We start from the raw sequence: 25,157 nt of genomic DNA, 5'->3' as shown, positions 1-25,157 counted from the left end.
CTGATCCTTTGCCGTGGATCAGCTTGTTTGTTCTTCTTAACGAGTCGTTAGGGTTGATCTTTTTACTTTGGGCAAGATTTTATTGAGCGGAACTTTTTTCTCCCGACCCCATGTACTTTCATCTTCCGGATCGAACTGTTCTAAAAACTGGATGACTTCTTTTACAATGGGTGTCGGCGTAGAAGCTCCGGCCGTGACAGCTGCTGCTTTGGCATCCTTGATCCAATCGATCTCAATTTCCGACACATCAGCAACCCGGTAAGCAGTCGTACCGGCAATCTCCATAGAGACTTGAGCTAGGCGATTGGAGTTATTGCTTTTTGGATCGCCTACAACGATCAATACATCTGCTTCGCCTGCTTGTTCTGCCACCGCTTCTTGGCGAACTTGCGTAGCTAGGCAAATTTCTTTGTGCATTTCGGAATGAGGGTATTTTTCTTTAATTTTGTCCATAATATCGGCTACATCCCATTGGCTCATCGTTGTCTGGTTCGTTACGATGACTTTCGGACTTTTTATCGCTAGCTTCTCGACATCTTCGGGCTTTTCAACTAGATGAATGATCTCTGGGGCAACTCCTAGTGCTCCTTCTGGTTCAGGATGTCCCTTTTTTCCGATGTAGATAATTTCATAGCCTTCTGCTTTTTTCTCCCGAATTAAATCGTGGGTTTTCGTTACATCTGGACAAGTGGCGTCAATCGTAACCAAATTCTTTTTGCGGGCAAGCTCTCTCACTTCAGGAGAGACACCGTGAGCGGTGAAAATGACAGTCCCTTTATCGACTTGCTCTAAAATTTCTTTACGGTTGCTGCCTTCAAGTGTTATAATGCCTTCTTCCTCAAAGGCATCTGTTACATGCTTATTGTGGACGATCATTCCGAGAATATAAATCGGGCGTGGCAACGTTTTATCTAGAGCGGCGTTCCGAGCGATCACCATCGCATCTACTACGCCGTAACAGTATCCCCTTGGCGCAATCTTAATGAGTTCCATAAAAAAACCTCCTATTTTTATAATCGGAGTGAATAGTGTACGAATTCATTATATAGGAGGAAGACGAACTTTGGAAGTGAACAGCCGCTTCTTAAATATAAAGTTTCGGTCTAGATGATTTAGGTTTCAGTTCTTGGGAGGAGATATTGTCCGTTTCTTCTGGCGCTTCCGTCTCTGCTTTTACTTTTGATGTTGGCCGCTTAGGTTCTGTTTTGGGTGTATCTGCTGGTTGTTTCTTTTTCTTTTGTTCGGTTTCTTCAGCTTGGTTATCATCTTTTTGTTCTTCATCTGCATTAGGAAGAGACTTTAACCCTTTATACAGCCTCCACATTGAAGGTAAATTCTTTACCATTGGTCCATATTGTTGGACAATCGGTCCAAATTGTTGAACGGTTTTCAGCACTTGCTGTGTATTAGCTAACATTTGCTGTAAGTTAATCGGGTTAGCTGCTTTTTGGGCAACCGCTCCTACCCCTTGACGTTCAAATCCGGTTAGACCAGGCCCGATCCCGGCCCCTTGCCTTAGACGCCCGAGCAATCCCCGACCTGTTAATCCCATGCCACCGCCTCCTGGAATGCCAGGGGGAGGCGGCATGGGTGAAAAACCTCTCATGGGAGGCGGATAGTTGAAAGAGGGCGGGGGACGGTTGCCGCGTGGAAAAGGAATCATAACTAGTTCATCCTTTCGTGTATTTTTCTTCTTCGTTATTGTATGCAGTGAAAAGCAAAAAGGTTTTTCCATAAAAATAGATGAATCGTTCAGAGCCCTTTGATTTATGAATCGTTTTGATATAATATCAGAATGGAGAAAAAGGCTTATTTAAGCCAAAAGGAGTGTCACACTTGGCAAATCATCAATTTGAAAAGTACGGATTTCAGCCGTTTATCAATAAAGGAATAGAACAATTAGGGTTTTATGAACCGACTGATATACAAACGAAAATGATCCCGCTTGTTTTAAAAGGGGAAAGTGCGATTGGACAATCGCAAACTGGGACAGGAAAGACGCATTCTTATATTTTGCCGATCCTTCATAAAATCAATCCCGCTAAAAAAGAAGTACAGGCTGTTATTACGGCGCCGACAAGAGAGCTTGCTAATCAAATTTATCAAGAAATTCTTAAAATTACTCGATTGTCTGATGATGAAATTACAGCCCGTTGTTATATTGGAGGAACGGACAAGCAGCGTGATATTGAAAAACTGAAAAATCAACCGCATATCGTTGTTGGTACACCAGGAAGAATCAACGATCTGATCAAAGCTCAAGCGTTATCTGTTTATAAAGCTGGCATGCTTGTGATTGATGAAGCCGACTTAATGCTTGATATGGGATTTATTATGGATGTCGATCAAATCGCTTCCAGAATGCCTGAGCAGTTGAGCATATATGTCTTTTCAGCAACTATTCCTGAAAAGTTAAAACCATTTTTGAAGAAATACATGGAAAACCCTGAATTCATTCACATTCAACCAAAGCATATCTCGGCAGAAAATATTCATCATGTTCTTGTTCCAAAGAAGAGTCGAGAAAAAATTGATCTGCTCGCTGATATGCTGCAAGCCTACAATCCTTATTTAGCTGTGATTTTTACGAACACGAAGCAAAAAGCGGATGAAGTGGCAGATGCCTTGTTAGAGAAGGGATTGAAAACAGGCCGCATACACGGCGATTTGTCGCCGCGTGACCGTAAAAAAATGATGAAGCAAATTCGAGATTTGGACTATCAATTTATTGTGGCAACCGATCTTGCAGCTAGAGGAATTGACATCGAAGGAGTCAGCCATGTTATCAATTACGAGCTGCCAAAGGATCTGGATTTCTACGTTCATCGGGCAGGGCGAACTGCTCGGGCTGGTTCTTCAGGAATATGTGCAACGATTTATACTCCTTCTGATGAGGATGCACTTGTTCGCCTAGAAAAGCTAGGTATTAGCTTCAGTCATGCTGATTTACGTCATGGTGAGTGGATAGAACTTGTTGACCGTAATCAACGGAAAAAGCGTGAGAAAACGGCGGATGAAATTGATGCTAAAGCAAAATCAATCGTTCGTAAGCCGAAAAAAGTAAAACCAGGTTATAAGAAGAAAATGCAAAGAGAAATGACACAATTTAAAAAGCGAGAGCGCCGTTTGGAAACGAAGCGTAATAACAAGGGTTAACATACAAACGAAAAGACCTGCTGCTGCGGGTCTTTTTTGCTGAAAAAGGTGTTTTTTTTTAGTAAAATAGTAAGGGAAGAAGGAGAGATCGTTATGTTGAAAATTGGATCCCATGTTTCCATGAGTGGGAAAAAGATGCTGTTAGGAGCGAGTGAAGAGGCGGCTTCTTATGGTGCTAATACATTTATGATTTATACAGGAGCCCCCCAGAACACGAGAAGGAAGAAGATTGAAGAGCTTAATATTGAAAAAGGCTGGCTTCATATGAGGGAAAACAACATGGTCGATATCGTTGTCCATGCTCCTTATATTATTAACATCGGCAACTCTGTCAATGCGAGCACTTTCGAACTAGGTGTTGATTTTCTAAGAATGGAAATAGAACGCACGGCAGCGCTCGGTGCTAAACAGATTGTTCTCCATCCTGGCGCTCATGTAGGCGCGGGTTCAGAGACAGGCATCAAGAAAATTATTGAAGGGCTAAACGAAGTTTTAACGAAAGATATAGATGTACAAATTGCCCTTGAAACGATGGCTGGAAAAGGTTCAGAGTGTGGAGCTTCTTTTGAGGAACTGGCCATGATCATAGACGGAGTGCATTTAAATGATAAATTGTCGGTTTGTTTTGATACATGTCATACTCATGATGCCGGTTATTCAATAAAAGAAGATTTTGATGGGGTGCTTGATCGATTTGACCGCATTGTTGGAGTGGATCGGATTAAAGTCTTGCACATTAACGATAGCAAAAATGAGCAAGGAGCCCGAAAAGACCGTCACGAAAATATTGGCTTTGGCCACATTGGCTTTGAAGCTCTTAACTATATTGTCCATCACCCTCAATTGATAGAGGTGCCGAAAATACTAGAAACACCTTATGTTGGCGAAGACAAAAACTCACGAAAACCGCCTTACAAATTTGAAATTGAGATGTTCAGACAAAAAACATTTGATGAAGCGGTTCTTGGAAAAATAGCAGCCATTCATTAACGTATTAATATTTATGTAGTGGATAGCAACAAAGTGAAGCAACGTTAAGGGAATGTTTAGTTTTATAAGTTTCATTAATTGTCTTTTCCTGCTAAAAACTAGGGAGTGGCCTTTTAGCAGGAAAAGAGCGTTGCTTTCCAATCCAGACGGGCAGTTTGTTATTGTTTGCATAAATATTCGATTTTAGATTATAAATTCCATCCTTTGGGCAATCAGTTGCTCAGACTTTCTTATTGTAAAAATGTTTTAAGCAATTTATTAAGCTTATCTGCGGTTTGTTTATTTGTAATGGCGGCAATTTCCCTCAATAAATTAGCCCTCTCCTGCTCATTAAATAAATCAATTCTCCGGCTGCGCAACAAGCTGGCGACTCTTTCGGCTTCCTCTCGCTTCAGTGGGATATCAAGCCCTTTCGCATACTTTAACAGTTCATCACCTGTCATCATTTGTGCCTTTTGATTAATTATGTTTTGTAAGAATTTCACTGGCAATCACTCCTTTTCTTCTATGTTTAATGTATGAGGGAAAGAAAAGAAGGTGATTCAGAGACAAAAGAAAGCAGAAAGAATACTTTAAATAAAAGGAATGATGTTATGCCCAAACAACATAAAAAAGAAAAGAAATCTCATGCTCTATACCGGCTTCTTATGATTTTCATGGGGGCGGCTTTTGCGGCGGCCGCGATTGAGCTGTTTCTTGTTCCCAACAATATTATTGATGGTGGAATTATCGGAATTTCATTAATTTTAAGTTATTTATTTGAGCATCCGCTGCTGAATTTCTCTACATTTGTTATCTTGTTAAATATTCCATTTTTATATTTTGGTTACAAACAGATTGGAAAAACGTTTATGTTTTCTTCTTTGTTTGGCATTGTGTGTCTTGCCGTAGTAGAAAATAGCTTCCACCGATTTGGTCCCTTTACGGATCAGCCAGTCCTAGCGGCAGTATTTGGCGGTCTGCTCCTCGGTATAGGGGTGGGGCTTGTCATTCGCCATGGCGGAACACTAGATGGCACTGAAATACTTGGAATTCTAATGACGAAAAAGCTGCCTTTCTCAGTTGGAGAATTTGTCATGTTTATTAATATTTTTATTTTTGGATGGGCTGCTTTTGTTCTAGGTGCGGAGAATGCCATGTACTCTGTGATGACTTACTATATAGCCTTTAAAGCGATTGACACGGTCATCCAGGGACTTGAAGAAACAAAGGCATGTATTATTATCTCTGATTTCTATGAAGAAATGTCTGACGTGATTCTTCATCGTCTTGGACGGGGAACAACGAAGTTAAAAGGAAAAGGTGGATTTACTGACTCGGATAAGGAAGTTATTTACGTTGTCGTCACACGTTTAGAAGTGACAAAATTAAAAACCATTATTAATGATGTGGATCCGGATGCCTTTTTAACGATCATGAACACACATGAAACAAGAGGGGGCCGCTTTAAGGCGGCTATTCACTAATAAAATTGGAGCTGTCTATCTAAGGACAGTTCCAATTTACTTTTTCCGTTAAATGTTGTATACTTCATTTGGTTCATAAATCGTAATCATTCTTATAAAGGAGACACTTCAATGAATCCATCATCTGTCATTGAAATTAAAAACGTGTCCTACCGTTACGACCGGGATAATGTGTTAGAAAACATTCAATTATCTGTCCCTAAAGGGGCTTTTTTAGGTTTAGTAGGTCCAAATGGCTCAGGAAAATCAACTTTGCTCAAACTTATTCTGGGTTTATTGAAAGTAAAAGAGGGGGAAATTCTTCTCTTTGGCACCCCTCAGAGGAATTTTAAAAATTGGGATCGAATTGGGTTTGTTTCACAAAAAGCCAATTCCTTCAATACGGGTTTCCCTGCTACCGTCTATGAAGTAGTAGCAAGTGGTCTAACAAAGAAGCTGGGACTCTTTCGGCTGCCTGGCAGTAAAGAGAAACAGGCTATTAAAGCAGCAGTAGCAGCAGTAGGAATGGAGCAATTCTTGACAAGAAATATTGGAGAGCTTTCCGGAGGGCAGCAGCAGCGTGTATTTATTGCCAGGGCGATTGTGTCCAAGCCTGATATTCTGATTCTTGACGAGCCTACTGTCGGGGTAGACAGCAAAAATGTTGAATCATTTTACGAAATGCTTTCTTATTTAAATAAGAAAATGGGAATTACCCTTTTGTTAGTCACACATGATATCGGCATTATTAGTGATAAAGTGACTCACGTAGCCTGCCTTAATAAATATTTACATTTTCATGGCAGCATGAAACAATTTGAAACACTGAATGAAGATGATTTGTCCGACTTATACGGGCATGGCATCCATCTGCTTGATCATCATCATGATCATCAGGAGGCAGATATATGATTGAAGCAATAGGCCAATATGAATTTCTTCAAAATGCTTTTTTAACCGGCATGATTATTGGAGTTATTGCACCATTGCTTGGTGCTTTTATCGTTGTAAGAAGGTTATCGCTCATTGCGGATGCTCTCAGTCACGTAACACTTGCGGGGATTGCTGCTGGATTGTACTTTGGCCAGACGTTTACTTTTCTTGCCTGGCTGAATCCGATGTATTCAGGAATGGTTTTTTCGGTAATCGGCTCTTTGTTTATTGAACGGCTAAGAACAGTGTATAAGCACTATCAGGAGCTGGCCATTCCGATTATTTTGTCAGGTGGAATAGGAATAGGGGTTATTTTTATTTCACTAGCAGATGGGTTTAATACGGATCTATTCAGCTATTTATTTGGAAGTGTTAGTGCTGTCAGCCGTGAGGATCTCTGGCTAATCTGCATTGTCAGCGTCGTCGTAATTGCGACGGTATATTTATTGTATAAAGAGCTATTCCTATTGTCATTTGATGAAGAGCACGCGAAAGCTTCTGGAATACCGGCTAAGTCCATCCACTTTATCTTTATTATTCTCGTTGCTTTAGTCATTGCAGCTTCTATGCGGATTGTTGGTGTGCTGCTCGTATCAGCGCTTATGACGTTACCGGTGGCGGCCTCTATGCGGATGGCAAAAGGGTTTAAACAGACTATCGCTTATTCTGTGCTATTTGGCGAAATAGCTGTGATTACAGGGCTAATTAGTGCCTTTTATTTAGACTTGGCTCCGGGTGGGACCATCGTGGTAGCTTCCATCCTGATTTTACTGCTCGTCATTGCAGCTAAAAAATTCGTAAAGGCGAGGTGAAAAACATGAATTTAACGGAAGCGGTCGAACTTTTAAAAAAGCGGGGATATAAGCAGACAGGCAAAAGGGAGGACATGCTTGAGCTATTTGCGCGGAAGGACAAGTATTTAACTGCGAAAGATGTGCTCGAAGAAATGAAAGGGAATTATCCAGGGCTCAGCTTTGATACGATCTATCGAAATTTAGCCTTGTTCGTGGAAATGGGTATTTTAGAGGAGACGGAATTATCTGGTGAACGACATTACCGATTCACTTGTTCACATAAGGAGCATCATCACCATTTTATTTGTTTAGCTTGTGGAAAGACACGAGAAATTGATCTATGCCCGATGGATCACGTTCATGAGCTGCCAGGGTATGAAGTGTCAGGCCACAAGTTTGAAATATACGGAACGTGCCCAGCCTGCTTGCCAGCAGAAGCACAGTAAAACGGATACATTATGTAAAAAAGGATGCGATAAAAACGGAACGTCGTTTTTATCGCATCCTTTTTAATATGAATTTTCACTAATAGAAACGGCTTTTGTTGAATGAACCCATCGGTTCACCCATTGTTCTGCTTGAGTCCAGTTATCGACTCGAATGACTCCATCGGGAATAGGATCCTGGTTGTATGGTGTATTGAATAAGAGAACAGGAATACGCAATTCTTCATGAATGCTTACCGCGTTATCGTGTTTATCTTCAAGAAAAATGTCTACTTTATACTGTTTTGCTGCTTTGATTTTATCGTGTGAACCGATGAGTTCTATCCGATCGTATAAAATATCCTGCTCATCAAACCATCGCTCTGTTATGTCCATCAGATGATTTCTGCGGGCACTAATAAAAAATAACTGGAATTGTTCTTTCCACTTCAACAAGACTTCTTTTGCTCCTTCAGCAAGCGGAGAGCTTGCATAAATAGCCGGTTCTCTTTTGTTAAACCAGTCGCTGAAGCGCTCAGCCGGAATATCTAGGGCCTCAGATAAATCGTATTTTTTTATATCATCGAGCGTAATGTTTAAGGAAAAATCTTGATTAATGAATGGAATCAAACTTGTTGGACACGTAACGGTTCCATCAATGTCGATGCCAAAACGTTTCGCTTTCATCATTTTTTGCTCCTTACGTTGTAAAATCTTTATCAAAGTGTATCATATTTTGACGAAGAGTGTTATGAAAGATCACCTGAATAATTTTAATGGAAAAGCAAATACTATAAAAGCTCCTTAAATGATAAAAGCGAGGGGATGAGCAGTAATGGACAATAGAGATAATACAATGGACAATAAGTTCGATAAAGACCCAATGCCAACAGGCGAAACGGGAATGTATGAGAAAACAGGATTGTACAAGGAAGAAACAGCTGCTGAACTGACTGAGCCAATTCCCTCACGCCAGCAGGAGCAGCCGGATAACAACCAAAAGAATAAAGCAACGACAGGCGGCCGTGGAATGGGATATGCCGGTCTAATCGTTTCTGTTATTGCGTTATTCATTATGCCGGTGCTGCTAGGGATCGTTGGCATTGTTCTTGGCTTCTTCGCAAGAAGCAGAGGAGAACAGAGTCTTGGCGCTTGGGCAATTGGTATAGGAGCCGCTGCTGTGATCATGGGGCTGTTTGTTTTACCCTTTTTTTAGATAATAATAAAAGCCTGGCGAATGCCAGGCTTTTATACGTTTTGTGCTTCTGCTTCTTGCTGACGGTAGTATTCTTCAGCAATTTTATCAATTTCTTTTTTCAATTCTTCTACCATCGTTTCCTCTGGTACTTTACGAACAATCTGTCCTTTTCGGAATAGCAAGCCTTCACCGCGCGCGCCGGCGATGCCAATATCTGCTTCGCGTGCTTCTCCCGGTCCGTTTACAGCACAGCCGAGCACAGCTACTTTAATAGGTGCTTTGATTTTTTGGATGTACTCTTCCACTTCATTGGCAATGCTGATTAAATCAATCTCAATGCGGCCGCACGTTGGGCAGGAGATTAAGGTAGCAGCATTGGAAGAAAGACCAAAATCTTTTAATAGCTCTCTTGCGACTTTTATTTCTTCAACAGGATCGGCACTTAAGGAAATACGTAACGTATTTCCGATGCCTTTGCTTAGGATCGCCCCCAGACCGGCAGCGCTTTTTACTGTACCAGCAAACAAAGTACCGGATTCGGTAATGCCAAGGTGAAGCGGATAATCAAATGCTCGTGCAGCTTTTTCATATGCTTCAATGGCTAAATTAACATCCGATGCTTTCATCGAAACGATAATATCATGGAAATCGAGATCTTCCAAAATTTTGATATGGTGTAGAGCACTTTCTACCATGCCATCTGCTGTAGGATAACCGTACTTTTCTAAAATACGGCGTTCAAGACTTCCCGCGTTGACACCGATACGAATCGGAATGCCTTTCGCTTTAGCAGCATTGACAACGGCTTCTACCTTTTCCCTTCGGCCGATGTTCCCTGGATTGATCCGTATTTTGTCTGCTCCGCCTTCAATCGCTTTGAGAGCGAGCTTATAGTCAAAATGTATATCCACGACTAGTGGGATATTAATTTGTTTTTTAATTGCTGCGATGGCATTAGCAGCACGCTCATCCGGACAAGCAACACGAACAATTTGGCACCCAGCTTCTTCAAGACGATGGATCTGTTGAACCGTCGCTTCGACATCATGAGTTTTGGTTGTTGTCATACTTTGAATAAATAGTTCATTGCTTCCGCCGATGGTTAAGTTTCCGACTTTCACCGGGCGTGTATTTGAACGGTGGATAATTTCACTCAATGGTGACTCGCCCCTTTTCATTCTGATAAAAAGCTGCTTCAATCATCAATTGTAACAGTAATCGGGCAGATCTGACAAGAAAATGACAACGGAAAAAGGTTTCTTTCGTATAGGCGGGCGTCGAGAACCTTGCCGTAAAGCGTTTTATTGTTCGTGCCTTATCCTAATAAGTACAGCTACGGAGAATCCGATTTTTACTCATCCTCATATAGCGGAAATTTATAGCGTGCACCCAGCCGAATATTGTCCGGGGAAACACCATTATTTAATTTTTGAAAGTCAGCCATTGCTGTTTCAAGATCCGCAGGAAGTTGGCCGCCGTGCAAGGAAGCCAGTATAGAAAGAACCGTGTCACCAGCTTTTACTTCTATTTCTTCATAGGGGGCAGAAGGCAGACTTTTGCTTTCCGCTTTTACAGCCTTCTTTTCATTTTCTTCTATGCGATCTATACGAGGCAGTGAGCCATTGGTGAAGTCGTTCCAGAGGCCGGCAGCGATGACGATAAGAGTGATAAAAATTAAAAAATTTTTCATAATTCCACCTCTTTTTCCTACTATATGCTTGTCCTAAAAAAATAGACCAGCAAAAGAGAAAAAAGGAGGCCGGCTGTTGATAAACGCTCAATTTCTTCGTTGTTCGTCTGCCGGCGCTTGTAATTATGTTTTGCATATTGAAGGGCTATCATGTATAAAAGAGGCTTTATCTACAGTCTCAGCGGTTAATTCGCTGCTTTCTGCTTTTTAGACTTCGGCAGTGGAATAGAACGGACAGCTAAAAAGAGCATAAGAGCCGTTATCAGCCAGTCTATAAAGAAGCTGAAAGGCAATGTAATGCCTGCTAAACGCAGCAGAGAAAAAAGTATAATGGCCGGTGTCATAGCGTAGGCAGCAAGACGCCAGCTTTGCCGGTAGAACAATTTTCTGCCTGTTGCCTGTTTAAAAAGCATACCGATAGCAGCCAAAACAGAGACTTTTATAAAACCCATACAAGAGGTGAAAAGATAATAAAGAATAAAAAGAACCGGTAAAATGATGGCTGAATAAGCTTGGAGCGAATGAGTATACTGAATCACTGTCTCCTTGTTTATCGCTGTGATGCCTGGAAAATCATAAGAGATCGTCTGCAGCTGTCCTCCTGCTGATAAAACAAGCTCTTCTTTTAAAAGCCCAATAGCCTGATCTTTGTTAGATAAATCGCTAGCCAAAACGGTACCTGTCGGATCAAAAACAATGTCAGTGACTCCGTTTTTCAACCATTTCGTTTTTGTTTCAGGAGAAGTAAGTTGGCCGTTCTTAATCGTAAAAGATGGCAGATCTTTCTTCACTGCTTCTTTAAATGAGGAGAGACCGCCCGTTGCCAGCAGACTAAATTGGATGATAAAAGGCAGAGATGAGAGCAGCATTAATAAAAAAATGTAAGAAATGGTTTTGCCTATTCCTTGAAAGCGAAAAAAAGAAATCGTTTTTGGAGAATAGAGGCTCTTCCATAACTGGTGAAAAATGTTCATATTGTAAATCCTCCTTCTCGTTATTCTATTCCGATTTCTCTTGTTTTTTCAAGCTTAGTGAATAGTTCTCTGTTTGTTTTGTAACATAAGTGTAATGTAAGCCTCTCAATGTTAATGAATTGTAAATTTTTTATTAAGAGCATTTACTTATCCATTGCGTTTTATTAATAATTGTAGAGGGTTTGCAAGTTTTGTCGAATTCATTTGATTAGGAGTTGAAAAGATGGAGATCAACGTCCAAGAAATGATCTTCCAGTTTTTGGGTGGTCTTGGTATATTTTTGTATGGAATAAAGCTAATGGGGGACGGGCTGCAACAATCGGCAGGAGACCGATTGCGTGACATTTTAGACCGGTTTACGACTAATCCCTTGATGGGAGTATTAGCGGGAATTCTTGTTACGGTCTTAATTCAAAGCAGTTCTGCTACCACTGTTATCACAGTCGGCTTAGTTAGCGCTGGATTTATGAAGTTAAGGCAGGCTATCGGGGTCATTATGGGAGCTAACATCGGGACAACCGTAACCGCCTTTATCATTGGGATTGACGTCGGCGCTTACGCTTTGCCTATTTTGGCGCTCGGTGCCGTATTTATTTTCTTTTTCAAAAGCAAGAAAATGCACAACTTAGGAATGATTCTTTTCGGGTTCGGCTCTCTTTTCTTTGGTTTAGAGTTAATGGGTGATGGCATGAAGCCGTTGCGTTCATTAGAGACATTCCATGATTTAACTGTCAATATGAGTTCGAGCCCGATCCTAGGGGTAGTAGTTGGAACGATTTTCACTGTTATCGTTCAAAGTTCCAGTGCTACAATCGGAATTTTGCAAGGTTTGTTTGCAGAGAATTTGTTAGATTTAAATGCTGCATTGCCGGTTCTTTTCGGAGATAACATCGGGACGACCATTACAGCTGTTTTAGCCTCTATTGGCGCTTCCGTAGCGGCGAGACGAGCAGCTGCCACTCACGTATTGTTTAATGTAATTGGAACAGTGATCTTTTTGATTATTCTTCCTTTGTTTACCCAGTTTATCCTTTACTTATCAGGTGCTCTAAATCTGGAGCCAAAAATGGTAATAGCCTTTGCACATGGAACATTTAATGTCACAAATACATTAATCCAGCTTCCTTTTGTCGGTGTACTCGCTATGGTTGTAACGAAACTTATTCCGGGAGAAGATGCGGTTATTGAATATAAAGCGAAGCATCTCGATCCGATTTTTATTGAACAATCGCCTTCCATTGCGCTTGGACAAGCAAAAGAAGAAGTGATCCGTATGGGGGAGTTTGCCGTCAGAGGGATGGAAGAAGTGCACACCTATTTAAAAACAAAGCATCAAAAGCATGCGGACATGGCGACTCAAATAGAAGAGGCCCTAAATAATCTGGATAAAAAAATTACAGACTATTTAGTTCATCTGTCGGGAACCTCACTTTCAGAAATAGAACTGGAGAAACACAATACGCTAATCGATGCCGTTCGCGATATTGAGCGTATCGGTGACCATTGTGAAAATATTATTGAGCTTATTGATTATCAGCAGGCGAATAAAGTGAAAATTACCGATCAGGCAATGGCGGACTTAGAAGAAATGTTTGCTTTAACAATCGCAGCTGTTAATGAGGCCATCAAGGCACTTGATGAAAACGACTTAAACTTAGCCAAAGAAGTAACTCAAAAAGAAGAGTTAATTGATAAAATGGAAAGAAAGCTGCGCAAACAGCATATTCTGCGTATGAACGAAGGTCTTTGTACAGGACAGGCCGGCATTGTATACGTTGACATTATTAGCAACCTTGAGCGAATGGGTGATCATGCTGTTAATATTGCCGAGGCTATTTTAGGGCTTAGACATGTATAAAAATGATTAAACATAGAGAAGGCGGTCAAAGACCTCACTGCTCTAGATTTAATTAAAAACGCTTATCTGGCGAGTAAAGAAAAGAGCGAATCCTTGTCGGCAGACTCACTAGAGAAAAGAGCAGCTGTTCTCCTGATCAGATTGAACCGGAGAGAACGGCTGCTTTTTCTTTAAATGCTATAAGCTTTATTATTGATTAGCGCTTTCAGTTTTGTTACTCTTATAGTTGAAGTTCGTGAAACAAATATTACATAGGGAGGAATTTATTATGGCATTCCAATTACCTGAATTACCTTACGCATATGACGCACTGGAGCCTCATATCGACAAGGAAACAATGAATATCCACCACACAAAGCACCATAACACATACGTAACAAACTTAAACAAAGCGCTTGAAGGGCAAGATGAGCTGGCAAACAAGTCAGTAGAAGAAGTAATTGCTAACTTAGACGCTGTTCCAGAAAGCGTGCGCACAGCTGTACGTAATAATGGCGGCGGCCATGCGAACCACTCTTTATTCTGGCAGCTTCTTTCTCCAAACGGCGGTGGAGCACCAACTGGCGAATTAGCTGATGCTATCAGCAGTAAATTTGGCAGCTTTGATAAGTTTAAAGAAGAATTCGCTGCTGCAGCTGCAGGCCGCTTTGGTTCTGGATGGGCATGGCTTGTTGTGAATAACGGTGAATTAGAAATCACAAGCACACCAAACCAAGATTCTCCGATCATGGAAGGCAAAACACCAATCCTTGGTTTAGACGTTTGGGAGCATGCTTACTACTTAAATTACCAAAACCGTCGCCCTGACTACGTTAACGCTTTCTGGAATGTTGTCAACTGGGACGAAGTAGCGAAACGTTATCAAGAAGGAAAATAATTGATGAAGCGAACCGAGAAATCGGTTCGCTTTTTTGAATAACTTTCTCCTTTTCTCCAAACGCTATAGGAGAAAGGGGGATACATCTTGTCGATCATTCGAAAGAGATTCCGCCACTTAGCGCTGTCGAAGGATCTTGGACTGCTGCTGTTTATTGGCGGCTTATACTCCCTGAGTGTGGCGTTGTCCAATACGTTTGTAAATATTTTTTTGTGGAGACAGTCCGGCCAATTCATTGATTTGGCCATTTATAATTTGACAGCTGTTGTCTTTGAATTATTTGCTTATGTGGCTGCAGGCCAATGTGCCAAAAAGGTAGACCGTATTATCGTATTAAGGATGGGCGTTTTATTCCTTGGCTGTTTTTATATAGCGGTTCTATTGATCGGCAGTCAGGCGTCAGAATGGATCGTATTTCTTGGTGCACTGCTCGGTATCGGTTATGGGTTTTACTGGCTGGCTTACAATGTGTTGACTTTTGAAATTACGGAACCGGAAACGAGAGATTTCTTTAACGGTTTTTTCGGCTCCTTGCTTTCAATGGGCGGCATGATCGGACCGATCGCAGCTGGCTTTATTATTAGCCGTTTTACGTCTAATACGGGTTATTTTATTATTTTCGGCATTTCGCTCGGCTGTTTCGTAGTTGCTGTTTTATTAAGTCTGATGTTAAAAAGGCGCCCTTCTAGCGGCCGCTTTCAGCTTTTGGAAGTTTGGAAGGAAAGAGATCGTCATCCGGATTGGAAACGAATCTTAAACGCTCACTTTTTCCAAGGGTTAAGAGAAGGCGTTTTTGTTTTTGTTATTTCAGTTTTTGTCTTTGTCACAACTGGGAGTGAGCTGGCCCTTGGCACGTATGGGCTTGTTTACTCGGGTGTTTCTTTTTTTAGTTATTCACTTGCCGTGAAACTAGTGAAGGAGCAGTACCGAAAAAGAGTCATTCTTGCAGGCGGTATGACACTGTTCCTGTCGCTCTTCTTAATTATAGTGGATTTAACGTTCACAAAGCTCCTCATTTATGCGGCGATCATTGCGGTGGCTTATCCATTTTTGCTTGTACCTTACTTATCGATGACATATGATGTGATCGGCAGAAGCAGGGAAGCGGCGGAAAGAAGGGTAGAATACATCGTTGTCAGAGAGATATTTATTAATATTGGCCGGGTTGTCTCGATCTTGTCTTTTATTGTAGCGATTACCTTATTTGACGAAAAAGAAAGCATCCCATTTCTGCTCGTGATTCTGGGAGCGGGACACAGTTTTATTTATTTATGCATTCGAAAAGTGAACGGGCAGTCTGTTAGAGACTTGGCCAATTAAGCCGAGTCTCTCGTTGTTGACAAACTCCCTTGATGCTTATAACTCTGTTGGTCATCTCGTGCTTTGAAGTGTTTAAAGTGAATTTTATGTATGTTCTGAGACTTGGTCAATTAATCCAAGTCTCTTTTTAGGCTTGAATGTAGAAAAAAAACAGGAAGTTGTTTAAAATGGGGAATAGAGATTAATAGATTTTGAACAGAGAGGATAATGAATGGTGAAAAAAACAAAGAGAAAGAAGAAGACACATGTTCCTTTTCGGATGAACATGATGTTTTTTGTTGTCTTTTTGCTTTTTTCGATCTTAATTTTCAGACTGGGAATTGTGCAAATTGTCCAGGGGGAAGATTATCAGCGGAAAATTGAGCGAACAGAAGACGTAACAGTAAATGCAAGTGTACCGCGTGGGAAGATCTTTGATCGCAACGGCCAAATTGTAGTGGATAATGTTCCGCAGAATGCTATCACTTATACGCGCAAAAAAGGAGCTACGCAGGAAGAAATGCTGGAGACAGCAGAAAAGCTCGCAAAGCTGATTAATAAAGAAACAGATCAGGTGACTGAACGAGATAAAAAAGATTACTGGCTTATTAAAAATGAGGAAAAAGCGAAGAAAAAAATTACGGATAAGGAATGGGAAAAGGCTAACGAGAATGAAATTTCTTCAAAAGAATTATATCAAATGCAGCTTGACCGCATTACGGAGAAAGATTTAAAAACGTTAACGAAACAAGATTTAGAAGTGCTTGCGATTTATCGTGAATTTACTTCTGGTTACGCGATGACACCGCAAGTCGTTAAAAACAAAAATGTATCAGAAGAAGAGTATGCAGTGGTCAGTGAGAACTTAGCCTCCCTTCCAGGCGTGAACACGACGACTGACTGGGATCGAGCGTATGCTTATGATAATACGCTAAAAACGGTACTCGGCAATATTTCCTCCTCTCGTGAAGGTTTGCCAAAAGAGATGGTTGACTTCTATCTTTCTAGAGATTACAGCCGCAATGACCGTGTCGGCAAAAGTTATATTGAGTATCAATATGAGGAAGTACTGCGCGGTCAGAAAACAAAGGTGAAAAATGTTACCGACAAGTCGGGGAATATTCTTGATTCTGAAGTAGTCCGTGAAGGACAGCGCGGAAACGATTTAGTTTTAACCATTGATATGGATCTGCAACTGGCAGTTGAAAAGATTATTGAAGAAGAACTTGGACAAGCAAAACGCCAAGGAGGCCATCCGCTTCTTGACCGGATATTTGTGACAGTCATGGACCCTAATACAGGTGAAATTTTAACGCTTGCCGGCAAGCAATATGTCGTAAAAGATGGGAAAGCAGAGATGCGGGACTTCGCGCTCGGTAACCTGACCACTTCTTACACGATGGGATCTGTTGTGAAAGGAGCGACCGTCTTAACGGGTTATATGACCGGGGCGATTCATCCAGGTGAATATCTCGTCGATGAGCCTCTGAAATTTGCAGGTTCAGGAGGCAAGACAAAAAGTTCTTGGTTTAACCGGGGCGGCGCAATGGGCATCAGTGATCAATATGCTCTCATGCGCTCTTCTAACGTTTATATGTTTAAAACAGCAATGAAAATCGGAAAAGCGAAATATCGCCCGAATGGACCATTAAGAATTTCCCCGGAAACGATGCCGACGATGCGACGCTACTTTAGCCAATTTGGTCTCGGTGTTCGTACTGGGATTGATTTACCGAATGAGCAAGTTGGTTTCCAGGGAGAACTTACTCAGCCAGGTTTGGCACTTGACTTCGCCATTGGGCAGTTCGATACGTATACACCGTTACAGCTCGCACAATACGTATCAACAATTGCTAATGGCGGCTATCGAATGAAGCCTCATATCGTCAAGGAGATCCGTCAGCCAATTGCTGAAACAGGAAAAATTGGACCAGTAGTAGAAGAAGTCGAACCTCAAGTGTTAAATCGTCTAGATGCTACTTCAAGTGAGATTAAGCATGTACAGGAAGGTTTCTACGCGGTTATGCATGGCTCGCAAGGTACAGCTAAAAAGTACTTCGCTGGTGTCGACTATAATCCAGCAGGCAAGACTGGGACAGCGGAAGGCTTGTATGATGGCCCCAAGCGTGAGGACTATTTAAAAAGAGGCGAGCAGCTGCCAATGACTTGGAACGTAAACCTTGTTGGCTACGCTCCTTATGACAATCCCGAGGTAGCATTTGCGGTTGTTGTTCCTTGGGCCTATCAGCATAGTGCCAATTCGGCTCCCCTTAATAATAACGTTGGGCGAAAAGTGCTCGACAAATATTTTGAATTAAAAGCACAACGAGCGAAAGAAGAAACACCAGACGTTGTCATTGAAAAAGACATTCGCTCAAAGGATAGTGTGGAAGATGAAGAGAAAAGTACAAATAGCGAAAATAATGAGGAAACTACAGAGGAAGAATAAGCAGCAGGCTTTTGAGCCTGCTGCTTTTTTTGTTGAAAGATGGAGATTTACAAAACATTAACATTCTATTAAAACCTATTTAATAGTTTTCCCTTAATCTGATTACTGTAAAGAACAACAAAAACTTACAAGTTGGCAGGGGGAGAACAGAATGAAAAAGATAAAGGTGTTGACGGGTTTAGCAATGATGAGCACTGCGTTAGTGTTGGGGGCATGTAATAACACGAGCGGTGAGGGAAACGCTGAACAATCAGCAGAAGAAAATAAACAAATGCAAGGAAATATACAGATCGATGGCTCCTCTACTGTTTTTCCAATCATGGAAGCTGTTTCTGAAGAATACATGATGGAACAGCCGAACGTAAAAGTAACAGTTGGTTACTCAGGAACAGGCGGCGGCTTTGAGAAATTTATTGCTGGCGAAACACAAATGAGCAATGCATCCCGTCCGATTAAGGATGAAGAAAAAGCAGCATTAGAGGAAAAAGGAATCGATTTTACTGAATTTAAACTAGCGTACGACGGTCTTTCCGTTGTGGTGAACAAAGATAATGATTGGGTGGACAGCCTAACAGTGGAAGAATTGCAGAAGATTTGGCTTGATAACGGGAAATCAAAAAAATGGTCTGATATTCGTAAAGGATGGCCTGAAGAAGAAATTAAGCTTTACTCACCAGGTACTGACTCAGGTACGTATGATTACTTTGATGAAGTAATCCTTGAAGGCGGGCAGATCGACAAGTCAGCTGTATTATCTGAAGATGACAATGTCCTTGTACAAGGTGTAACAGGAGAAAAGAGTGGAATTGGTTACTTTGGCTATGCTTATTACCTAGAAAATAAAGATAAGTTGAAAGTAGTTCCAATTGACGCTGGAAAAGGTGCAGTAGAACCAACGAACGAAACAATTGAGAGCGGCGAGTATGCTCCATTATCAAGACCGCTATTCACATATGCTGCTAACAAGGCAGTAGCAGAAGATGAAGCTGTTTATGATTACTTGAAATTTACGATTGAAAATGCTGGCTCTCTATCAGAGGAAGTTGGTTATGTAAAGCTTCCGGAAGAAGAGTATAAAAAAGATTTGGAAACACTAGAAGGATTAAAGAAATAATCTGAAAAACAGATAAACGTACAAGCGGGTGGGGGAACATCTACCCGCTTGTACAAGGTTGAAAGGAGTTTTCATTTTGAAAACGAACGATGGTCAAAATCAGGTCCAGAGCCTGCTTGAGAAAAAATATCAAAACGGCTTTCTCAGCAGGGGAGAAAAAGTGATTCCGGTCCTTCTCTTTTTAATGGCAGCTGTGTCTGTTGTCACAACAATTGGAATTGTTTTAACTTTAATTGTGGAGACCTTTACCTTCTTTAAACAAATATCAATAGCTGAATTTTTAACAAAAAAAGAATGGTATCCATTTTCTAAGACGGACGCTTCCTATGGGGTGTTGCCTTTATTGGTAGGTACATTAAAGATCACCTTAATTGCTTCAATCACGGCTGTTCCGATCGGTCTTGCTGTTGCGATTTATTTAAGTGAGTATGCATCGGAAAGAGTTAGAAAACTCATGAAGCCAATATTAGAAGTGCTGGCAGGGGTCCCGACCATCGTATATGGATTCTTTGCCTTAACATTTGTTACTCCATTGCTTCGTGCTATATTTCCTTCATTGGAAATGTTTAATGCGGTCAGCCCGGGCATAGTGGTCGGCATGATGATCATTCCGATGATTGTCTCACTTTCAGAAGATGCACTTTCTTCTGTGCCTGACTCGGTTCGTCAAGGAGCTTTAGCACTGGGAGCGACTAAATGGGAAATGACTTGGCGGGTTGCTTTTCCGGCTGCATTGTCAGGTATTATGGCTTCTATCGTACTGGCTATTTCCCGGGCCATTGGTGAAACAATGATTGTTTCTATTGCCGGAGGATCAACTCCGACTGCTTCATTAGATTTGACTACGTCATTGCAGACTATGACTTCTTACATTGTTCAAGTCAGCACAGGTGATGCCGGGTTTGGAACTACTATTTACTATAGTATTTACGCAGTTGGCTTTACCCTGTTTCTTTTCACACTCGCTATGAACATGCTGGCACAGAGAATTTCCAGAAGGTTCAGGGAGGAATATTGATGGAGAACGTACAAAAAAACATTCATACAGACGAAATGATTAACAAAATCCCCGTTCGTCTTTTAAAGAACAAGATATACAAAGGATTGTTTTTACTCGCTGCTCTTTTCACTTTTATCCTGCTCGTAGTGCTTCTTGCGCGAATTTTTTCGCAAGGTGCCTCTCATCTTTCGTGGGATTTCTTACAAAACTTTGCTTCAAGACGACCTGAACAGGCTGGAATTAAAGCGGCTGTTATAGGTACATTGTGGATGATGGCTGTCGTTGTGCCAGTCTCGTTACTATTAGGGGTTGGGACAGCCGTTTATCTCGAAGAATATGCGGGTAAAAATCGAATGACTCGTTTTATCCAAATGAACATTTCTAATTTGGCTGGTGTTCCGTCTGTTGTTTTCGGTTTATTAGGATTAACTCTTTTCGTCCGGGTTCTTTTTCTTGGAAACAGTATTCTATCAGCTGGTTTGACGATGAGCTTACTCATTCTTCCAGTGATCATTGTGGCTTCTCAGGAAGCAATCCGAGCGGTACCAAAAGAATTGAGAGAAGCGGCGTACGGACTTGGAGCTACAAAATGGCAAATGATTCTACGAGTTGTGCTGCCTTCCGCTATAGCAGGTATCTTAACAGGAAGCATCCTTGCTTTTTCCCGAGCTATAGGAGAGACAGCTCCGTTAGTGGTCATCGGTATTCCAGCATTTGTCGCTTTCCTGCCTAAAAGTGTATTTGACTCGTTTACCGCTCTGCCTATGCAGATTTATAACTGGACGAGCAGACCACAGGAGGAGTTTCACTTTCTTGCAGCGGCAGGCATCATCGTTCTGCTTGTCATTTTAATCTTAATGAATTCGGTCGCCGTATGGATTCGTAATCGCTATGAGAATAAATACTGAGGATAGTCGAAAGCCAACGAGGAGGAAATAAAATGGCATTAGTCGCCTTTAAAACGAAAGAAAAGAAAATCAATGAACAAGCACCTGTTGAGCGTCAAACCGTGTATAGCACAAAAAAATGCAATCTCTGGTATGGCAATCATCATGCTTTAAAAAATATTAATCTTGACATGAAAGAAAGAGAAGTAACTGCGATCATTGGCCCTTCGGGTTGCGGAAAGTCTACTTATATTAAGACGCTGAATCGTATGGTCGATCTTGTGCCAAATGTTAAAACATCCGGTGCCATTGAGTATCGGGGGAGAAACATTTTCAGCAAAGACTTTCATGTAGAGGAATTGCGTACAAGAGTCGGCATGGTATTTCAAAAACCAAATCCATTCCCGAAATCAATTTTTGAAAACATTGCTTTTGGATTACGAATCCATGGAATTAAAAATAAGAAACTGATTCATGAAACAGTAGAGAAGAGCCTGCGCCAAGCAGCTATTTGGGATGAAGTGAAGGACAGACTTCATGATTCAGCATATGGATTATCAGGCGGGCAGCAGCAGCGCCTCTGTATTGCGCGCAGTCTTGCTTTAGAGCCGGATGTATTATTAATGGATGAGCCGACTTCTGCGCTTGATCCGGTATCCACATTAAAAGTAGAAGAGCTGATTCAAGACTTAAAAGAAAAGTATTCTATTATTATTGTTACGCATAATATGCAGCAGGCTTCCCGTATTTCAGACAAGACGGCTTTTTTCCTTAATGGAGAGGTTGTGGAGTATGATGATACGTACACGATTTTTAATAATCCAAGAGATCATCGTACAGAAGACTATATTACAGGACGATTCGGCTAATACACTATTTTTGGAAGTACGAAAGAAAATAGAGGCTGCCCTTTCGAGGGCAGCCTCTATTTGGTTGTTAAAACAACAGCCATTTCCTTCATAGACATAGATGGATGAACGGTATGTTCGCCAACTTGGAGTTTTTCGGCATAGCCGTTGTCCGTTAAATAGGTGTTGAATTTTTCGCTGTCCTCTATAACACCGGCTTTTTCAAGGAGCCGTCCAACTTCAGAGGAAGACATGCCTGATTCGATGCGCAAAGTGTAGGAGTTTTTTTGTCGTGTCTTTTCTTTTTTTGGTGAACCGTTTTGGTCGTTTTTAGCAGTAAAACGGTTTAGTTTCTGTTGCAGCTGCTCTTTCTCCTGCTTCTGTTGTATGTCCTCCTTGGCGGTTAAGACGACATAATGCTCTTTTTCTAGCTTTTGAATCATAGCTGACTTGGATAATGACGTAGAGTTTGCGCCGGCTGCTTCTTGATAAACAAAAAGAGCTAAGGAAGCTGCAAGCAGGCCGAATGCAAAGGCTCTTACTGATTGTTTATTCATACTATCATCCTTTTCCTTCATTCAAATAGGGTGTTAAAATATGCCGAACTTGTGAAAGAGAAAGAGAGGATTGCTTGGCGATGTCCTCTATCCTTGTTCCTTGATAATAGAGGGAGATCACTTGGTTTTTAAGGATTTCATTGATACCAGCCGTTGTTTCACTAGCAACAGCTGTTTCCTGCAGAGAGGTGACAGGAGGTCCGATTAACAACTCTTCTTCAAGAACCTTTATTTTTTTCTTTAGTTGATAAGTCTCTTGCAAGAATTGCAAAGACAATTCTTCTACTTCTTTTTCAAGCTGGCGGGAACGGTCCTTTAAAAAGAAAGATAATAAAAGAAAAACAACCCCTGCCACGGCCAGTCCAATAATGAGTCCATTCATTTTTATTCACCTCACTGCTTATTATAGCGTGATTTAAAGGACATTCAAACCGGTTATTTCTTTTACAGGATGCTAAGAGGAGAGATAAAGACAGAATTTTCCGTCAAGTAATTGAATAGTAAAGTCAGACTAGCATTTATAGAAGAAAAGTGCTATTATAGAAAAGTCGTAAAGAAGATACAAATGTATTGAAAAGTTTGGAGGGAAAAAAAAGATGCGCGTAAATATCACTTTAGCATGCACTGAGTGCGGTGATCGTAATTATATCTCTACTAAAAACAAGCGTAACAATCCTGATCGTCTTGAACTGAAAAAATACTGTTCTAGAGAAAAGCGTGTTACTGCACACCGTGAAACAAAGTAAGCAGCGGGGATTTATTTCCTGCTGTTTTTTTAATACATAAAAACTAAACAAAGAACAGGGGGGTTTTATGGATAAACAAAGTATGCGGCAAAGGATAAAAGCGGAGTTGTCAATATTAGATAGACTTACATACGAGCAGTATTCTTTTCAAATTGCCCGTCGTCTTTTTGCTTTAAAAGAATGGCAGGAAGCACAAACGGTAGCTATAACTGTTTCCAATATGCCGGAAGTTGATACGTGGCAGATCATCCGGCAAGGCTGGATAGAAGGAAAAAGGATTGTAGTACCAAAGTGTATACCGGCAGAGAGAGGGATGAACTTTCATGAGCTTACGGCATTTACCGAATTAGAAACGGTTTATTCTGGCTTATATGAACCAGTCCCTTCATGTACTTCTATCGTAGACCGCTCTCGGATGGACCTCATCCTTGTGCCAGGATTAGCCTTTAGCCGCTCTGGCAGCCGTCTCGGCTTTGGTGGCGGATATTATGATCGTTTTTTGGCAAGCTACAATGGGAAAACAGCAGCGCTTGCTTTTTCACAACAATTGGTAGAGGAATTGCCGAAGGAGCCTCATGATTTGCCGGTGAAGAAGATCCTTACAGAAGAAGAAGTGATTCTCTGTACACCATCATGTGAATAGTCCTCGCTTTACATTCGCTTTTTCCATTCGTTATAGTTACTGTAAACAGAAAACGAATAAAGGCAGTGATGAAATGGGTTCTTATGAACATAACTTGTTTTGGAAGCTGGCGTATTTTTTAGTTGTAGAGCAGGATTACCAAATTGTTCAAATGGATGAGAATCGCCAGGAAATATTGTTCGAAAACTTATCAAACAAGTCTGCGCAGATTATTCGCATGATATACAGCGAACTCGATTGGGGCAACAAAATGCGCCGTGATATCGAGCAAGCAGCCGCTATGGGGGAAAGCATTAGGAAGCAGCTAGGCAAGCGGGAATTGATGGTCATCAATTTATATTTGTCCCCTTATCCCCCGATTGATGAATACGAAGCTTACATAAAAGAACCCGTTTATTTTCCAAAGGGGGAACGGACGAAGGTAACGTCTATCTTATTTACGCATGGACATATGAAAGAAGCAGCAGAATCTTTTGGCCGATTGTTTCGAGGAGGGATCGAGCTGTCTTTTTTTGAGGCGGGTTCGGAAGAAGAAACAGCGGCTTATAGACGGGCTGCGCTTGTTCATTCAGTTAAACGGAGTGAAGAGGATCAAAAAGTATTCCATTCTTCCACCCCTTTTTTCTCCTATCTGTTTATCGCTGTTCAAGTAGTGATGTTCTTATTGTTAGAACTGACTGGAGGCAGTACCAACTCGGAAAATTTAATCCGCTTCGGGGCAAAATTTAACCCGCTTATTCTTGAAGGAGAGTGGTGGCGTTTCTTTACCCCTATCTTTTTACACATAGGCTTTTTGCATTTGCTGATGAATACTTTCGCCTTGTATTTCCTTGGAACTGCTGTAGAGCAGATATATGGACGATTCCGCTTTCTCTTCATTTATTTATTTTCAGGCTTTATGGGGGCGTTAGCAAGTTTTGTCATGAACTCTAGCTTATCAGCTGGCGCAAGCGGGGCGATCTTTGGTTGTTTTGGTGCTTTGCTTTACTTTGGAGTGATTTATCCTAGGCTTTTTTTCCGAACAATGGGCATGAATATTATTGTCGTTATTTTGATTAATCTTGTTTTTGGATTTTCGGTATCAGGAATTGATAACGCGGGACATATAGGCGGCTTAATAGGGGGCTTTTTAGCAACAGGAGCTGTTCATTTTCCTGCCAAGAAAAAGCCGTTGATGCAATTTGCTTTTCTGATGGCAGCGTTTTTATTATCAGCGGGGGGGCTGTACTTAGGCTTTTCGGAATGACAAGCATCATTTAACAATGGGTGAAGGT

At 41.2% G+C, this 25,157-nt stretch carries 27 protein-coding genes; 18 read left to right on the top strand and 9 right to left on the bottom strand.

Translation table 11 applies throughout. The features are described 5' to 3' along the window. Positions 1-36: 36 nt before the first annotated feature. Both AC623_RS13270 and vrrA read right to left on the bottom strand, forming a co-directional pair. On the bottom strand, positions 37-993 hold the full coding sequence (locus AC623_RS13270) for a 4-hydroxy-3-methylbut-2-enyl diphosphate reductase (RefSeq protein ID WP_049663216.1): 957 nt from the start codon (positions 991-993) through the stop codon (positions 37-39). A gap of 91 nt (positions 994-1,084) precedes the next feature. Then, entirely contained in the window at positions 1,085-1,552 is a 468-nt protein-coding gene (vrrA, locus tag AC623_RS13265) for a VrrA/YqfQ family protein (protein WP_049663214.1), read from the bottom strand. Positions 1,553-1,836: 284 nt separating this feature from the next. On the opposite strand from vrrA, the gene AC623_RS13260 reads away from it, so the two are divergent. Then, positions 1,837-3,156 carry a DEAD/DEAH box helicase gene (locus AC623_RS13260; protein WP_049663213.1) on the top strand — a complete coding sequence of 440 codons (1,320 nt, stop codon included), beginning with the start codon at positions 1,837-1,839 and terminating at the stop codon, positions 3,154-3,156. A gap of 93 nt (positions 3,157-3,249) precedes the next feature. Next, entirely contained in the window at positions 3,250-4,146 is an 897-nt protein-coding gene (locus tag AC623_RS13255) for a deoxyribonuclease IV (RefSeq protein ID WP_049663211.1), read from the top strand. Positions 4,147-4,376: 230 nt separating this feature from the next. Here the strand turns inward: AC623_RS13255 and AC623_RS13250 are convergent, their stop codons facing one another. Continuing rightward, entirely contained in the window at positions 4,377-4,631 is a 255-nt protein-coding gene (locus AC623_RS13250) for a DUF2624 domain-containing protein (protein ID WP_049663209.1), read from the bottom strand. Between the two features lie 108 nt (positions 4,632-4,739). Here AC623_RS13250 and AC623_RS13245 point away from each other — a divergent pair, with 108 nt between their 5' ends. The 4 genes from AC623_RS13245 (at position 4,740) to AC623_RS13230 (ending at position 7,764) form a co-directional block, all read left to right on the top strand. Next, positions 4,740-5,612 (top strand): YitT family protein, encoded by an 873-nt coding sequence (locus AC623_RS13245; protein WP_049663208.1) that lies wholly within the window; start codon positions 4,740-4,742, stop codon positions 5,610-5,612. A gap of 111 nt (positions 5,613-5,723) precedes the next feature. Continuing rightward, positions 5,724-6,503: a metal ABC transporter ATP-binding protein gene (locus tag AC623_RS13240; protein ID WP_049663206.1), complete on the top strand. Its 780-nt coding sequence runs from the start codon at positions 5,724-5,726 to the stop codon at positions 6,501-6,503. Next, the gene (locus tag AC623_RS13235) at positions 6,500-7,336 is read left to right on the top strand and encodes a metal ABC transporter permease (protein WP_049663204.1); all 837 of its coding nucleotides are present in this window, start codon (positions 6,500-6,502) and stop codon (positions 7,334-7,336) included. Before AC623_RS13240 ends, AC623_RS13235 begins: the two co-directional genes overlap by 4 nt. A 5-nt stretch (positions 7,337-7,341) precedes the next feature. Further along, positions 7,342-7,764: a Fur family transcriptional regulator gene (locus AC623_RS13230; RefSeq protein ID WP_049663203.1), complete on the top strand. Its 423-nt coding sequence runs from the start codon at positions 7,342-7,344 to the stop codon at positions 7,762-7,764. Positions 7,765-7,827: 63 nt separating this feature from the next. On the opposite strand, the gene AC623_RS13225 is transcribed toward AC623_RS13230, so the two are convergent. Continuing rightward, on the bottom strand, positions 7,828-8,430 hold the full coding sequence (locus tag AC623_RS13225; RefSeq protein ID WP_049663200.1) for a 5' nucleotidase, NT5C type: 603 nt from the start codon (positions 8,428-8,430) through the stop codon (positions 7,828-7,830). Between the two features lie 148 nt (positions 8,431-8,578). Between AC623_RS13225 and AC623_RS13220 the strand changes: the two genes are divergently transcribed. Further along, positions 8,579-8,959, top strand: a complete 381-nt coding sequence (locus AC623_RS13220) for a DUF4190 domain-containing protein (protein WP_053104140.1) — start codon at positions 8,579-8,581, stop codon at positions 8,957-8,959. Between the two features lie 32 nt (positions 8,960-8,991). Here AC623_RS13220 and ispG read toward each other — a convergent pair whose 3' ends face one another. The 3 genes from ispG to AC623_RS13205 all read right to left on the bottom strand — a co-directional run bounded on the left by ispG (position 8,992) and on the right by AC623_RS13205 (position 11,605). Beyond that, on the bottom strand, positions 8,992-10,089 hold the full coding sequence (gene ispG / locus AC623_RS13215) for a flavodoxin-dependent (E)-4-hydroxy-3-methylbut-2-enyl-diphosphate synthase (protein ID WP_231603639.1): 1,098 nt from the start codon (positions 10,087-10,089) through the stop codon (positions 8,992-8,994). Between the two features lie 203 nt (positions 10,090-10,292). Further along, positions 10,293-10,631 (bottom strand): LysM peptidoglycan-binding domain-containing protein, encoded by a 339-nt coding sequence (locus AC623_RS13210; RefSeq protein ID WP_049663197.1) that lies wholly within the window; start codon positions 10,629-10,631, stop codon positions 10,293-10,295. A 185-nt stretch (positions 10,632-10,816) separates the two neighbouring features. Then, positions 10,817-11,605 carry a DUF1189 domain-containing protein gene (locus tag AC623_RS13205; protein ID WP_049663195.1) on the bottom strand — a complete coding sequence of 263 codons (789 nt, stop codon included), beginning with the start codon at positions 11,603-11,605 and terminating at the stop codon, positions 10,817-10,819. Positions 11,606-11,828: 223 nt separating this feature from the next. Between AC623_RS13205 and AC623_RS13200 the strand changes: the two genes are divergently transcribed. From AC623_RS13200 to pstB, 8 genes are all read left to right on the top strand, one after another. Further along, positions 11,829-13,463, top strand: coding sequence for a Na/Pi cotransporter family protein (locus tag AC623_RS13200; RefSeq protein WP_049663193.1), 1,635 nt, complete (start codon positions 11,829-11,831; stop codon positions 13,461-13,463). Between the two features lie 268 nt (positions 13,464-13,731). Next, positions 13,732-14,340: a superoxide dismutase SodA gene (sodA, locus tag AC623_RS13195; RefSeq protein WP_049663191.1), complete on the top strand. Its 609-nt coding sequence runs from the start codon at positions 13,732-13,734 to the stop codon at positions 14,338-14,340. Between the two features lie 87 nt (positions 14,341-14,427). Beyond that, entirely contained in the window at positions 14,428-15,660 is a 1,233-nt protein-coding gene (locus AC623_RS13190) for an MFS transporter (protein WP_049663190.1), read from the top strand. Between the two features lie 211 nt (positions 15,661-15,871). After that, complete coding sequence (locus AC623_RS13185; RefSeq protein ID WP_049663188.1) at positions 15,872-18,088, top strand: peptidoglycan D,D-transpeptidase FtsI family protein; 2,217 nt, start codon at positions 15,872-15,874, stop codon at positions 18,086-18,088. A 151-nt stretch (positions 18,089-18,239) separates the two neighbouring features. After that, on the top strand, positions 18,240-19,202 hold the full coding sequence (locus AC623_RS13180) for a PstS family phosphate ABC transporter substrate-binding protein (RefSeq protein ID WP_049663187.1): 963 nt from the start codon (positions 18,240-18,242) through the stop codon (positions 19,200-19,202). A 112-nt stretch (positions 19,203-19,314) separates the two neighbouring features. Then, positions 19,315-20,220 carry a phosphate ABC transporter permease subunit PstC gene (gene pstC / locus AC623_RS13175; protein ID WP_231603636.1) on the top strand — a complete coding sequence of 302 codons (906 nt, stop codon included), beginning with the start codon at positions 19,315-19,317 and terminating at the stop codon, positions 20,218-20,220. After that, entirely contained in the window at positions 20,220-21,110 is an 891-nt protein-coding gene (gene pstA, locus AC623_RS13170) for a phosphate ABC transporter permease PstA (RefSeq protein WP_049663183.1), read from the top strand. The genes pstC and pstA overlap by 1 nt, the downstream gene beginning before the upstream one ends. 32 nt (positions 21,111-21,142) lie before the next feature. Further along, the gene (gene pstB, locus AC623_RS13165) at positions 21,143-21,958 is read left to right on the top strand and encodes a phosphate ABC transporter ATP-binding protein PstB (RefSeq protein ID WP_049663181.1); all 816 of its coding nucleotides are present in this window, start codon (positions 21,143-21,145) and stop codon (positions 21,956-21,958) included. A 56-nt stretch (positions 21,959-22,014) separates the two neighbouring features. Here the strand turns inward: pstB and AC623_RS13160 are convergent, their stop codons facing one another. Beyond that, positions 22,015-22,494 (bottom strand): endolytic transglycosylase MltG, encoded by a 480-nt coding sequence (locus AC623_RS13160; RefSeq protein ID WP_049663179.1) that lies wholly within the window; start codon positions 22,492-22,494, stop codon positions 22,015-22,017. A 4-nt stretch (positions 22,495-22,498) separates the two neighbouring features. Continuing rightward, positions 22,499-22,876 (bottom strand): hypothetical protein, encoded by a 378-nt coding sequence (locus tag AC623_RS13155; RefSeq protein ID WP_049663177.1) that lies wholly within the window; start codon positions 22,874-22,876, stop codon positions 22,499-22,501. 214 nt (positions 22,877-23,090) lie between these two features. Here AC623_RS13155 and rpmG point away from each other — a divergent pair, with 214 nt between their 5' ends. From rpmG to AC623_RS13145, 3 genes are all read left to right on the top strand, one after another. Beyond that, entirely contained in the window at positions 23,091-23,240 is a 150-nt protein-coding gene (gene rpmG, locus AC623_RS21130; protein WP_077247170.1) for a 50S ribosomal protein L33, read from the top strand. A 67-nt stretch (positions 23,241-23,307) separates the two neighbouring features. After that, positions 23,308-23,883, top strand: coding sequence for a 5-formyltetrahydrofolate cyclo-ligase (locus tag AC623_RS13150; RefSeq protein ID WP_049663175.1), 576 nt, complete (start codon positions 23,308-23,310; stop codon positions 23,881-23,883). 73 nt (positions 23,884-23,956) lie between these two features. Beyond that, positions 23,957-25,129: a rhomboid family intramembrane serine protease gene (locus AC623_RS13145; RefSeq protein WP_049663174.1), complete on the top strand. Its 1,173-nt coding sequence runs from the start codon at positions 23,957-23,959 to the stop codon at positions 25,127-25,129. Positions 25,130-25,157 lie beyond the last annotated feature (28 nt).

It is taken from the genome of Bacillus sp. FJAT-27231, from assembly GCF_001183975.1.
Classification (GTDB): domain Bacteria; phylum Bacillota; class Bacilli; order Bacillales; family Domibacillaceae; genus Pseudobacillus; species Pseudobacillus wudalianchiensis.
This window is presented reverse-complemented; position numbering and strand designations above follow the sequence as displayed.